The organism is Tepidibacillus sp. HK-1 (assembly GCF_001748485.2).
GTDB classification, from domain to species: domain Bacteria; phylum Bacillota; class Bacilli; order Tepidibacillales; family Tepidibacillaceae; genus Tepidibacillus_B; species Tepidibacillus_B infernus.
The window spans coordinates 18343-31544 of the sequence record NZ_BDGM02000013.1 but is presented as its reverse complement, the minus strand read 5'-3'; the positions used below and the strand labels follow the sequence as shown (position 1 = coordinate 31544).

Below are 13202 nucleotides of genomic sequence, written 5' to 3'. Positions count from 1 at the left end.
CTTATTCGATAAAATGAGCCAAAATCCTGCATTGAGGCTTAAGCTTGCTATTCATAACCAATTCTTTCGTATGAGTATACCCAGAACAAAATCTATCATACTATGAGCAACAAATGCACTAATCCATTGGCCAGTTAAAATCACCAAATATCCAAGACCAAGACTAATAAGAAAAGTCATAGAAATGAGCACCCATTTTTTTAAATACCTAAAATGGATCAGAGTAAAAATAAGACTGGTGAGAAAAACGCCAAGATAAGATTGAACGGCACCTCTAAATAAAAATTCTTCAACAAAACCAACCATTACCGTAATAATAGCAATATGCCAGATGGGTAAATGGCGAAATAATTTTTCATTTATGCCTCCATCATCTAACCATTTTTCAGGTAATTTCTTTGATAGTATGATGTCAACAACTATAACAACGAGACTAAAAAGAAAACCAACCAACACAGGTTGAATCAATTTGCCGGGTAAAATGGACACAATAGCTTCAATGGGATTCATTTTGTGTAAAATTAAATAGAGGATAAACGCAAGTCCTACTGAAATAAATTGAGTCAGGTAAAGATTGATAACCAATACTCTTACAGGTAATGATTCTATATCAATTTTTTCTCTCTTTTTCATAAGCGCTCCTTGATATGGGAAGCAATTTAGATAACTCCTGTTCCCAACTCCATGCATTGTATTGTATCGTTTTTTCCCTTTTTTCAAAGATCTTCTCTATCTTTATACCACATATATCACAGCAAAAGGCGGGCTTATCCAGATTTTGTTCGTAAAAATACTCCAAAATGCTTAACCGTCTACAAGTCTTTTGGTTGACAAATTGAATCATGTGATTCACTTCACCATATCGTTTTCTTTTGCGTTGTTCAAAAATTTGTTCAAGTTCTTTTATACACCGATTAGATAAAATATCCTCATTCCTTTGTACTTTATAGCCACTCTTTGTTTTCAACCAAGAAATATGGCCCATTTTTTCTAAATAAAAAAATATCAATTCTAACTGTTGTTCAGATATTGTCCCTTGTTTAAAATCTTCTATTCTGAAATTATTTTCTTTCTTTTGTTGATTGATTTGTTGACAAACCAACTGTATTTTTTCCTTATCGGGATATTCGTTATCGATAAGATGGATAGATGTCTCTTCATCTCCTTTTTGATAGATGAGAGCAGCATATCCTTGTTTTCCATCCCTTCCTACTCTTCCGGTCTCTTGTAAATAACTTTCGATATTTGCTGGGATATCATAATGAATGACAAACCTGACATTCTTCTTATTTATCCCCATACCAAATGCCTTCGTTGCAATAATAACGTTTAGATCCTCTCGCATAAATTGTTGTTGAATAATCAATCGATCTTCATTAGGTAATCCAGCATGGTAAGCTTCTATGCGATTAAATCCATTTCTTTTTAACTCATCAGATAGCCATTCACTTGTGAGTCTAGTATTTACATAAATGATTCCCGGCCCTTGAAGATGTTCAAGCAAATTAAACAATACTACCTTTTTCTCTTCGATCGTGTCTACTTGAATCACTTCATAAGCAATATTTTTCCTATCAAGGGATGTAACGATTTTATACATTTGTTGTAGGCCTAATTGTTCAATAATATCTTCCTGAACAATTGGGGTTGCTGTGGCTGTTAATGCAAGGACTGTAGGCTCATTGAGTTGAACTATATAATCTCTTAATCGCAAATAGTCCGTTCTAAAATCATGTCCCCATTGAGAGATACAGTGAGCTTCATCTACCACAAAAAGAGAGATATTCATTTTTTTTAAACGATTAAAAAATGCTTCTTGCTGTAGTTTTTCTGGTGAAACATACAAAATTTTAGTTTTCCCTTGTTCTAAACCTTTCAATCTATAAACGATCTCTTCATAAGAAAGTTGACTGTTGATATATGTAGCAATAAATAGGCCCATATTTTTTAATTGTATAACTTGATCTTCCATTAAGGAAATAAGTGGTGATACTACAATCGTTATCCCTGGAAAAAGAAGTGCAGGTAGTTGATAGCATATTGATTTCCCACCACCAGTTGGCAATACCCCTAGCACATGCTCCCCTTTTAGAAGATGTTGAATAATTTCTTCTTGCCCATCACGAAATGAGTCATAGCCAAAGTACCGTGATAAATATTTTGTTAACATCTTCAATCACTCTTTTGTTTTTATTTGATCCGCTAAAACCATACGTATTTCATGATATGAAATTGCTGGATCAAGCCTCTTTTTATATTCAGATAGATTTGTTGAACCTATAGATCGATACAACTCTCTAATTTGTTCAATCTTCCATTCATCTGTAAATCTTGTGAGATCAATGGGTGAATGTAAAATGATCTCCACGATATGATCATAAATCGTACCTTCTGTTAAGCCTCTTTTTTTTGCAATTTCTTCAATTGAAAATCCATGATTTAAAAGTTGCATCGTTTTTATGGTTGATGGAGACAAATAACTTCTTTTATTATCAATTTCTGATATCATATTCAATAATTTAAAACGAGTTGGGTCATGATAAACCTTTTGCAACAAACGATAGGTCAAATTATTAAACATAATCTTTATTTCTTGAATAGAATAGCCCAATTCTTCTTCAAGTTGCCTCCATGTAAAAGCCATTCGATGTCGTCCAGATAAACGATACAAAAGTATTTTTTGTTCTGGTTCAGATAAATCATCTTTTAATTGATTCATTTCAAGATGTAACTGATTCGTTAGTCGTTGCACCCTATCTGTTGTATTCGAGATTAAAAGCTTCTTTACCCATTTCTGAACAGGAAGATCTGAAATCACCGGTGAAAAATGAAAATCATGGTATGATAAATAAGATAATGTTTGAATTAACAAACTTAATCTTTTCCAAAACGTATTTTTCGTAGTTCGATCAATTAATAAGATAGAATGATCTTGCTCGATATGAAATAGTTGATTCTTAACAATATTCCTCTTCAATTTATCTAACTGATTGATACCTTGTGGAGTAATGATCAATTGTTCATTTTGTATATAAAGAAAATGGTGTTTTGTTAATTCTTCAATTTGATTTATTATTTCATTAGCCGAGATTCCATCAAACAGCCCATAATAGGGATGAAGGTTGTAAAATTGCGTATCTTGAATGGTTTGCTTTGCATACGATCCTTTTAAAATCCTCACCACCCCAGTAATGGAGCGATCTCCATTTAATTGATAAACCACCCATAAGATAAAAAAGGGAACCATGTGATCATTCCTTTTTAAATTGTAAAGAAAGAAACTTTCTTTTCATTATTATAATGGGACCCCACAAAAGTAATCGGAATATGCTTCGAATGAGTTCGTCACTTTTGTGGGCTATCATGAACAATAAAAAGTGTAACATTCTAGTAACATATTATCATAGATTTATCTTTTTGTTTTTTTTATACTAAAACTATTAGAATTAAAATTTGGTAGGAGGATTCTATGAATTCAAGTCGTTTATCTAAAAAAGATTTTTTTGTTATTTACTATATTTTGTTTATTTTGATTTTATTTTTAACAGGCTTTTTCTTAGGAGCAAAAGTGATGGAAAAACAATTAAAAGCTAATGTGCCAACAAATATTGATCAAAACACCTATACAGAAGCTGAAATCATCAGTTTTAATAAACTTATTTTTTTACCAACTCAACTGTGGCTTAAAGAAGTGTATGAGAAAATAAACCAATCCCCTATAGATCTTAACATGGTAAATTCCATGCAAAAATCTGTTGAAGAAATGAAAACGAACATGACCAAGTATCAATTTAGTTCTCCCTATTTACAAAAGAGTATTGAACTAATTCAACAAAGCTTGGAGCAAATGAAACAATATCTAGAAAATCCTAATAGACATGAATTATTAAATCAAGCGATTCAATATTATTTGCAAAGCCAAACTCAATTTTATCGACATATATGGGTTTGGGAGCAGGAAAATAGGAATCCTATCAGCCAATACATTGATGAGTCACTTGTGAATTGGAATGAGTGGAATAAGGCAAGTATTCACCAAAAGAACTATATCATTGCCATGATCTTGGCAAAGGATACGATCATCACTTTTTACAAACCTGAAGATATAACGGTTCATATTGATGCCTATGCCAAAGCAAATCGAGACACTACAATGAATTTAGAAGAACTGATTCAATTTCTTATCTCGACAAATGCAATTCATGAAAAGGACTTTTTATTATATAAAGATTGGTATCAAGGAGCACCCTTACCCAAAATTCCAAATTTTAATTGATTGAGTTAAAAAACTTTAAATTTCAAGTATTGCATTATATTAAAAGACATTCTACAATAGAAAAGGGAAGTGGACAATGAGTTGGTGGACATCCAACTTATATGGGAGGTGAAAAATATGAAAACTTGGGTAGATAAAGATACATGTATTGCATGCGGAGCATGTGGTGCAACAGCTCCTGATGTATTCGATTACGATGATGATGGTATTGCATATAACATTTTAGACGACAACCAAGGAACAGCTGAAATCTCTGAAGAACTTCAAGATGATGTTCGTGATGCAGCTGAAGGTTGCCCAACTGACTCCATCAAAGTTGAAGAATAATATGACTTACATAAAACCACCTAGATTTTCTAGGTGGTTTTTTGCTTCTACCTATATTTGCTTTATTTGTTCAAATTGCTATAATGTCAAATGTAAACAAAAAATATGATACATAATGAATTGAGGAGGCAACATTCATGTCTAAAGACTTAATCGTCGATGCATTTATTGAAATTCCAACAGGTAGTCAAAACAAATATGAGTTTGATAAGGAAAAGGGGGTATTTCGTTTAGACCGAGTATTATACTCGCCTGTACATTATCCTACTGAATATGGCTATCTTGAAAACACCTTGGCTCTTGATGGAGATCCATTAGATATTCTTGTACTGACAACATTTCCAACCTTTCCTGGCTGTGTGATCAGTTCAAGAGTGATCGGAGTTCTTATTATGTCTGATGATAAAGGACAAGATGAAAAACTATTAGCTGTTCCAGCTGATGATCCGCGATTTAAAGAAGTCAATACTTTAAACGATGTGCCATCACATATTTTGAAGGAGATCGAACATTTCTTTAAAGTCTATAAAGACTTAGAAAACAAGATAACCAATATTGAAGGATGGAAGGACAAAGAAGTAGCTATTCAATTATACGAAGAATGTGTTGCAAGATATAGTGAAGGTAAATAAGTGACATTAAAATTAACAGAGTTCATCTAACGATGAACTCTGTTAATTTTTTAAAGTAAAGGGGCTTCTAATAAAACAGTTAGATTTTCTCGATAAATTTGCGGGAATTGAGATACAGGTAAAGGATTAATCCCAATACCTACCTCAATTGTAAATCCTGGCTTTCGAAATTCTTGAATGAACCAGTCTTTATAACCTGCCCCACTATATGCTGTTTTTTCTGGGACATATCCAGTCAAAATAGCCATTCGGTTTACGATTTTTTCTGATTCGGGTGGTTCCATTCCTTTAAATCCCCAATAAATAACTTGGCATTGAGAATGAAAGGCTAACACCATTCTAAAATTATGTTTTTTTGTGAAATCATAGATGGCTATAGTTTCTGGTTCAGTTAATGGTCTAGTACCCCCATATTTTCGTGGAGATGGAACTTGCGGACTTCGATCATTTTCCTGCTCCCAATCTGCTGGCCACTGATGATTTAAATCAACACCCCTTATATTTGCTGTCCAACCTCTAAAATCTTTCGAACCAGAATTGATTCTAAGTACACTTTGATAAAACGGATGCGATGGTGTGATTCCTTCTATCACGAGTTCAACACCATCTGGATTTACCATAGGCACAATCCAGATCGAATTGTTACGATAAAGGTATTCAATATCATATCCGCGTAATGTTCTTTTTTGTGTATATGCCTTTGCATAATCCTCTACAAATTTCATTAATAATGGTGCAGTTAAATATTCATTTGCATGCCAATCACCACTATAAAATACTTCTTTTTGTCCTATTCCTAAGCGAATCGCATAAATTGATTTACCCATTACTGATGATCCTATAATATCGGTTTGAATAAAAGGATATCTACTTTTTAATGCCTCAATATCTGCAACTAAGTCCTCATAACTATATTCTTCATTGGTCTGCACGATATCATCTTTTTTTATCATATATTTCAAAATCAGAACCCTCCTTTTATACAGTTACTATTAAAATATGCCTACAATTTCCCAATGTTTCTACCACAAAAGTGACGACCTCCTACACTATGAAAAAAGGCAGAAATTGACATCTATGCCAACTTCTGCCTGGTAAATAAGATTGTTTCACGTTAAACAAGATTTTCATATTTTTTTCGACGGTAACCTTATTCTTTTGTCAAATTATGAGTCGGAAGAATAATAGAAAATGTCGTTCCTTGTCCTAATTGGCTTGAAACTGAGATGCTTCCACCATGGGCATGTACAATATTTTTTACTATAGAAAGACCTAACCCAGTACCTGAGTGACCCCTTGTCCTCGCTTTGTCAGCCTTATAGAAACGTTCAAAAACATATGGTAAATCCTCCTCAGGGATTCCAACACCAGTGTCTTCGACTTCTAATAATATTTTTCTAATTCCTTTTGGTTTTGCTCTCATGGTAATTCTTCCATCTCTTTGAGTATGTCTCATTGCATTGTCTACTAAGTTAGTAATCACTTGCTCGATGCGATCAACATCAATAAATACTTCCTTAATATTAGGATCTACCTCAGTTGTTAACTCTATTCCCAAATCCTTTGCTAAAGCCGAAAACTTACGGATCACTTTATTTAAAGTTACCGTAATATTCGTTTTGCAATATTGGAGTTGAATATTTCCTGACTCCATTCTTGCCAAGTCTAGCAATTCATTGACTAACCTCCCCATTCTTAACGACTCATCATAAATAATTTGGGCAAGTTCTTTTTTTTCTTCGTCTGTTTGTGCTATATCATCTATAATTGCTTCACTATAACCTTGAAGCATCGAGATTGGCGTTCGTAATTCATGAGAAACATTAGCAAGAAAGTCTTTTCTTAATTTATCTAGTTTTCTTTCATACGTTACTTCTCTAAGTAAGGTAACCGCACCAGTTATCACTTGGCCTGAATAAAGAGGTGCCATGACAATCGAAAAAATCTGTCCATTCCATTGAATATCTTTGCTAATTGGCACTTTTCCTTTTAAAACCTCATTTAATGTTTCTTTCAAAATCGTGTATAGTTGATTATCCTCATCATGCCAATGATTAAATAATTTCTCTGCAGGTGGATTGGTCATGATGATTTTTCCCTCAGAATTAATCGTAATAACCCCATCAGCCATACTTTTTAAAATATTGGCTAACTTTTCCTTTTCAGTTGATAAGGCTTGTACAGTTTCTACTAATTGGCTTGCCATTCGATTAAAGCTTATTGCTAGGTCGCCAATTTCATCGGATGAACGAATTCTAACCTTAGTATGAAAATCACCTTGTGCCATTCGATTTGCCGCCTTTTGCATCTGTCGAATGGGGTCTGTAATTCTGCTAGATAAGAAGAAGGCAAAAATTGTCGTTCCCACGATTCCCATTGCAGTAAAAAACAAAATAATTTTATTTGTATCCTTCGTGGATTTATATAATCCCCTTAAAGATTGTGACAATATAAGCGCTTCATTTGCTTGATTTTGTTTAATTGGAACGGCAACAACTAATAATTCATCCCCGTTCCTCTGTTCAGATTTTTGATTAGCTGGGTCAATTACACGTAAAACTAAAGTTTCTCCCACAAAGACTCGTTCTATATCTTTAGCTGTAAGTCCATGTTGCAAAAGTTTTTTTTGATCTAATGAATCCTTATCAAAAAGAGTCATCTTTGTGTTATTATAAGCTTCAATCAAATCTTTTGCCATGATTACTGCGTTTTGATTATCTGGATTTTCGGTTAAAATTGTAGATAACCTTGTTGCCAAGTTTGTGAGATTGGTCGATTGCCTTTCATAATAATAATAGTCAAAATATCGAATTAAAAATAAACTTAATAAGGACAAAATAATAGATACAAAGATAATAATTGTAATCCATAATTTTCCAACAACACTTCGAAATATCACCTATTTTTGCACCTCTAACTTATAACCTACTCCCCAAACAGTTCCTATCATCTTGGCAGCATTTACTGATACTTTATTTAGTTTTTCTCTTAAACGCTTTATATGTGTATCCACTGTTCTTAGGTCACCAAAAAACTCGTAATTCCAGACCTCTTTCAATAGTTCTTCACGACTAAATACTTTATCCGGCGAAGAAGCGAGGTAATGTAACAATTCATATTCTTTTGGTGTTAAGTTGATTTCAATTCCATTGGCAGTCACTCTATGAGCATCATGATCAATAACTAGATCATCAAATACAATCATATTAGATGTTTTTGTAGGACTAGTGGTTAAATAAGCTGTAGTGGAAGCTCTTTTTAAAACAGCCTTTACCCGATATACAACCTCTCTAGGGCTAAATGGCTTTACCACATAATCGTCTGCACCTACTTCAAAGCCATGAACACGATTGGATTCTTCTCCTTTAGCAGTTAACATGATAACCGGAGTTGATTTCTTTTCCCTTAATGATTGACAGACTTCAATTCCATCCATACCTGGTAGCATTAAATCGAGTAAAATTAAATCATAGTTTGCTTTTAATGCTTTTTCTAATGCAGTCGTACCATCCTCCGCTTCATCGATCTTAAATCCTTCTCTTTCAAGGTACATTTTTAATAATCTACGTATTCTTTCTTCATCATCAACGATTAAAACATGGTAATTTTTTTCCGAATTCATGGTTTCACCTCTTCATCATTTCAATGTTTATGTTTATTTTATCTGATTTTATTTTTTATTTCTATTGTGATATTCTTTAATTTTTAATGTAACTGTACCATTTTTTTTAGTTTGGAAATCTCTTCAGCTTCCAAAAGACGGTATTCTCCCACCTTTAACCCTTTCAACGTTAAAAATCCATACTGAATCCTTTTAAGTTGAAGTACAGGAAACTGAATATGTTGAAACATTCTTCTCACTTGTCGATTTTTCCCTTCATGAATTGTGATTCTTATAATTGATTCGTTTCTATGGTCTCTCAATTTAACCACTTCCGCTGGAGAGGTTAGCCCATCTTCTAATAAAATTCCTTTTCTGAGCTTGTCCAAATCCTCTTCCCTTGGTATTCCTTTTACCACCGCTTCATAGGTTTTGTTAAATTCATATCTCGGGTGCATTAAGCGATTCGCTAATTCTCCATCATTTGTTAAAAGCAATAAGCCTTCTGTGTCGTAATCTAATCTCCCGATTGGAAACACACGTAAGTTTACATCTATATAATCCATAACCGTTTCTCTGCCTTTAGGATCTTTCATACTTGTAATCACCTTTTTAGGCTTATAAAACAAAAGAACAATTTTTTCTTCAGGAATTTTTAATAGCTTACCATTTACTTTAATTTCATCTTCATCCAAGTTAACTTTTGTTCCTAATTCTGTAATAACTTTTCCATTTACTAAGACTTGTCCACTTGTAATTAATTGCTCTGCCTTTCTTCTAGAAGCAATTCCTGCTTTTGCAATAACTTTTTGTAATCTCTCCAACGACAACACCTCTTAAAAATTACTTTATCAAAGTTTTTTTCAACATCAAATAAATATTTAAAAATAATAAGACACAATCATTAAAGATGCAATCACTGCGATCAGATCCGCAAATAATCCAACCTTTAATGCATACCCAGCTTTTTTGATTCCTACAGCTCCAAAATAAACGGTAATAATATATAGAGTTGTATCAGAACTTCCTTGCATCGTAGAAGCTAATCTTCCAATAAATGAGTCGGGTCCATGGGTTGCAATGAGATCAGTTGTTATGGCCAATGCCCCTGTACCAGTAATTGGTCTCATCATGGCTAAAGGAAATACCTCTGTCGGAAAATGAAACATTGTTAGGAATGGATGGATAAAATCGATCACGAGTTGTAATGCACCAGATTCTCTAAAAACGGTAATTGCCACCATCATCCCAACTAAATGTGGCATGATATTTATCGCTGTTTGAAATCCATTCTTAGCTCCGTCAACAAATGTCTCAAAAACAGGTACCCGATTCCAAATGGCAAAAAGAAGAATGATACTGATAAGACCAGGAATAATCCATAATGATATTGTTGTAATCCATTGGGTCATTTTTTAACCTCTCCCTAAGATTTATATGTTTTTTTTCTATACCAACGATCTAAAAGAATGGCTGAAAGGGTAGAAAAAAGAGTAGCTAAGATTGTTGTGCCTACTATTTCTGTAGGATTTACTGAACCATAACTCATTCTAATGGCAATCACTTGTGTTGGAATAAGCGTAATACTTGAGGTGTTCAGAGCTAGAAGCGTGGCCATAGTAGGGGATGCTTTATCTGGGTAAGGATTTATTTTTTGCAATTCTTGCATGGCTTTAATACCCATGGGTGTGGCAGCATTTCCAAGTCCAAAAATATTTGCTGCAATGTTGGATAAAATATATCCAAGCGCCGGATTGTCTTTAGGTACATCGGGAAAAAGCCACCGAACAATTGGGCGAAGAAGTCGACTTATTACTATTAATAAACCGGCTTCTTCGGCAATTTTCATGATTCCTAACCAAAAAACCAAAATACTAATCAAGCCAAAACTAATCGTTACACCAGTTTTGGCTCCTTCAAATATGGCATGATTAACGATCTCGATCTTTCCTTGAATTGCTGCTGTCACAATTCCAATCATAATAAACATTGCCCAAAGCCAATTAACCAATGATTATTCTCCTCTCCACCATCGATTAAAGACACTTAAGATATTTTCTTTCCAACTCTCTTTTTCTTTTCTTATTTTTACCGGAATACTCCCAATGTATTGATTATCTAAATAGAGTTGGATGTTGCCTACAATTTGCTCTGATACGAATGTATTTACATACTGAATATTTACCTTTTTTCGTAATCTTTGTTTCTCATCTTCTTTTAAAAGATAGAAGAAATCATGAGCCGTTTCTAAATGCACTACTTGGTTTTTATTTACTTTTACATATCCTGCATAGGTTCCTTTTGTAATTTCATAAGGGGAATAATTGTTAAATCCATATTCTAACATTTGCATCGAATCATTCCAGTCATCTGATGCGTTTAAGGTAATACTGGCCAATTGAAATCCATTTTTTGTTGCAGAAGAAGCCAAGCATCTTTTTGCAATTTTTGTATAACCTGTTTTTACACCATCTGCCCATTGATACATGTGTAATAGTTTGTTTTTATTGATCCACTGTCGATCCCACGACTCATCAGCCAAAGGAGCTGTTTTTACTTTTGTACTAACTATTTTTTTAAAAGTTGAATTTTTAAGCGCATAAGCGGTAAGAATTGCCATATCTTTTGGTGTAGAATAATGTTCCTCATCATCTAATCCATGGGGATTCACAAAATGGGTATGATTCATTCCTAAGATCTTAGCCTTCTCATTCATTAAAAAAGCAAATCCTTCTACAGACCCTCCAATATGTTCTGCAATAGCTACAGCAGCATCATTTCCTGATCTTAGCATCAAGCCATATAACATATCTTCTAGGGTTAATTGTTCACCTCTTTTTAAGTAGATTGACGACCCTTCTGTTCCATAGGCATTATCGCTGGTTGTTACCATATCTTCTAGATTACCATTCTCAATAGCAACAATTGCAGTCATGATTTTCGTTAAACTTGCTATTCGCATTTTCTGATCGCCATTTTTTTCAAATAAAATCCGACCACTCTTTACATCAATTAATGCTGCTCCTTGCGCACTAATATGCAATGGCTGAATCTCTGTCATAGCAAAAACCTGAGAAGAATTTCCAAAGGTTAGAATAGAGACAACCATCCATATCGTGATTATTTTTCTGAAAATCATGTTTGTCCTCCTAACTTATCTGTACATATATATGCTTGGTTCTTATGAGTATGAAGAAATGAAAGAAAAAAGCGCAATCAAATGCGCTTTTTATCTTAGAGCTTTTCTACATGATGGGTTGAGTATTCTCGTTATTTTGCTGATTCGTATTTTTTTTCAACGCATTTTGTAATTTATCCATCACCTGAGGAGCTAAATCAATGATCCGCTCATAAATATGTGTTTGTGAATCAAGTGGAAGTAATTGTACACCTGATGTTTTGCTTACAACAAGGAAAGCTACTGGGGTAATGGATATACCACCACCACTTCCGCCACCAAACGGTTTTTCATTCAAGTTTGATTGTTCAGGCGTAGTTTTTCCTTCTACATCGAAGTTAAATTGACTACCGCCGGCAGCAAACCCAAAACCAACTTTCGATATTGGAAGAATTACACTTCCGTCTGGTGTTTCAACAGGTTCACCAACAATCGTATTAACATCTACCATCTCTTTAAGGTTTTCCATTGCTGTTTTCATCAAGCCCTGAATGGGATGTTCTCCAGCCATCTTTTCCCGCCCCCTTTTAAAAACTTCAAGATGATACGTATTCCTGTTAATATAACATGCCCTAGTCGAAAACTTATTATGCATTCAAAATTGGTTCTGAATACCCTTTGTTGAAAATTAGGTTCTACTACTAGTATGGGGTCTTTCGTTAAAATGATATACTTAGAAATAATTCCTAAAATTGATCCTTTTATACTCCAAACCACCCCTGTTAATAATCCAGTTTCCATTGCTTCTCCAGTTCCTACTTGTGATTGCCAATAAAGTTTGTCTATGTGAACATGGGAAAGAAATCTTTTCATTACTTCATAAAAATCCGTGACATGTTTTAAAAACCTATGATACTGTTTATTCCAATGAGTTACCTTTTCTGGTGTTAAACGATCTTTTTTTGGCTCTAATTCACTAACCATGCTTACTTTTGTCTCTGTCTTAAATTTTGTCCCCTCGTGAATCGATTCTATAGCAATCATTGGAATCATTTTACGAAGATGAAATAGTTGGTACAGAAACCAAAAATCAATAATCACTTCATCATTCTTCCCTTGTTTATGAACTTGAATCTGAATTTTAATTGGTGAAAAAATGATAATCATCAATATTAGTAAAAGGAAAAATAAGACATACCAAGTCCAATGCATTTTCATCACTCCACTCACTAATTGGTAGTATTCTCC

15 protein-coding genes are annotated in these 13202 nt (G+C 33.7%); 3 read left to right on the top strand and 12 right to left on the bottom strand.

What is annotated here, in order from left to right; genetic code table 11:
* Positions 1-51 precede the first annotated feature (51 nt).
* Genes BEN26_RS08115 through BEN26_RS08105 form a run of 3 tightly spaced genes read right to left on the bottom strand, consistent with a single transcriptional unit; the run spans position 52 to position 3247 of the window.
* Positions 52-633 (bottom strand): CPBP family intramembrane glutamic endopeptidase, encoded by a 582-nt coding sequence (locus tag BEN26_RS08115; RefSeq protein ID WP_069798743.1) that lies wholly within the window; start codon positions 631-633, stop codon positions 52-54.
* Positions 611-2170, bottom strand: a complete 1560-nt coding sequence (locus BEN26_RS08110) for a RecQ family ATP-dependent DNA helicase (RefSeq protein ID WP_069798745.1) — start codon at positions 2168-2170, stop codon at positions 611-613. Before BEN26_RS08110 ends, BEN26_RS08115 begins: the two co-directional genes overlap by 23 nt.
* 6 nt (positions 2171-2176) lie before the next feature.
* A complete protein-coding gene (locus tag BEN26_RS08105) occupies positions 2177-3247 on the bottom strand; it encodes a helix-turn-helix domain-containing protein (RefSeq protein WP_069798747.1) in 1071 nt (356 codons plus the stop codon).
* 222 nt (positions 3248-3469) lie between these two features.
* Here BEN26_RS08105 and BEN26_RS08100 point away from each other — a divergent pair, with 222 nt between their 5' ends.
* The 3 genes from BEN26_RS08100 (at position 3470) to BEN26_RS08090 (ending at position 5235) form a co-directional block, all read left to right on the top strand.
* A complete protein-coding gene (locus tag BEN26_RS08100; RefSeq protein ID WP_069798749.1) occupies positions 3470-4276 on the top strand; it encodes a YneF family protein in 807 nt (268 codons plus the stop codon).
* A gap of 117 nt (positions 4277-4393) precedes the next feature.
* On the top strand, positions 4394-4603 hold the full coding sequence (locus tag BEN26_RS08095) for a ferredoxin (protein WP_068723788.1): 210 nt from the start codon (positions 4394-4396) through the stop codon (positions 4601-4603).
* A gap of 137 nt (positions 4604-4740) precedes the next feature.
* Positions 4741-5235 (top strand): inorganic diphosphatase, encoded by a 495-nt coding sequence (locus BEN26_RS08090; RefSeq protein ID WP_068723785.1) that lies wholly within the window; start codon positions 4741-4743, stop codon positions 5233-5235.
* Positions 5236-5285: 50 nt separating this feature from the next.
* Here the strand turns inward: BEN26_RS08090 and BEN26_RS08085 are convergent, their stop codons facing one another.
* The 9 genes from BEN26_RS08085 to BEN26_RS08045 form a co-directional block, all read right to left on the bottom strand.
* A complete protein-coding gene (locus tag BEN26_RS08085; protein ID WP_069798792.1) occupies positions 5286-6188 on the bottom strand; it encodes a M14 family metallopeptidase in 903 nt (300 codons plus the stop codon).
* A 197-nt stretch (positions 6189-6385) separates the two neighbouring features.
* The gene (locus BEN26_RS08080) at positions 6386-8134 is read right to left on the bottom strand and encodes an ATP-binding protein (protein WP_069798751.1); all 1749 of its coding nucleotides are present in this window, start codon (positions 8132-8134) and stop codon (positions 6386-6388) included.
* The gene (locus BEN26_RS08075) at positions 8135-8857 is read right to left on the bottom strand and encodes a response regulator transcription factor (RefSeq protein WP_069798753.1); all 723 of its coding nucleotides are present in this window, start codon (positions 8855-8857) and stop codon (positions 8135-8137) included.
* 83 nt (positions 8858-8940) lie between these two features.
* Positions 8941-9660 (bottom strand): pseudouridine synthase, encoded by a 720-nt coding sequence (locus BEN26_RS08070; RefSeq protein WP_068723781.1) that lies wholly within the window; start codon positions 9658-9660, stop codon positions 8941-8943.
* Positions 9661-9717: 57 nt separating this feature from the next.
* Complete coding sequence (locus BEN26_RS08065) at positions 9718-10248, bottom strand: spore maturation protein (RefSeq protein WP_068723778.1); 531 nt, start codon at positions 10246-10248, stop codon at positions 9718-9720.
* 14 nt (positions 10249-10262) lie between these two features.
* The gene (locus BEN26_RS08060) at positions 10263-10847 is read right to left on the bottom strand and encodes a nucleoside recognition domain-containing protein (protein ID WP_069798756.1); all 585 of its coding nucleotides are present in this window, start codon (positions 10845-10847) and stop codon (positions 10263-10265) included.
* A 3-nt stretch (positions 10848-10850) separates the two neighbouring features.
* Entirely contained in the window at positions 10851-11975 is a 1125-nt protein-coding gene (locus BEN26_RS08055; RefSeq protein WP_069798758.1) for a D-alanyl-D-alanine carboxypeptidase family protein, read from the bottom strand.
* Between the two features lie 106 nt (positions 11976-12081).
* Positions 12082-12525, bottom strand: coding sequence for a GerW family sporulation protein (ytfJ, locus tag BEN26_RS08050; protein ID WP_069798760.1), 444 nt, complete (start codon positions 12523-12525; stop codon positions 12082-12084).
* Entirely contained in the window at positions 12495-13166 is a 672-nt protein-coding gene (locus BEN26_RS08045) for a DUF2953 domain-containing protein (RefSeq protein ID WP_068723768.1), read from the bottom strand. The genes ytfJ and BEN26_RS08045 overlap by 31 nt, the downstream gene beginning before the upstream one ends.
* Between the last annotated feature and the right edge of the window lie 36 nt (positions 13167-13202).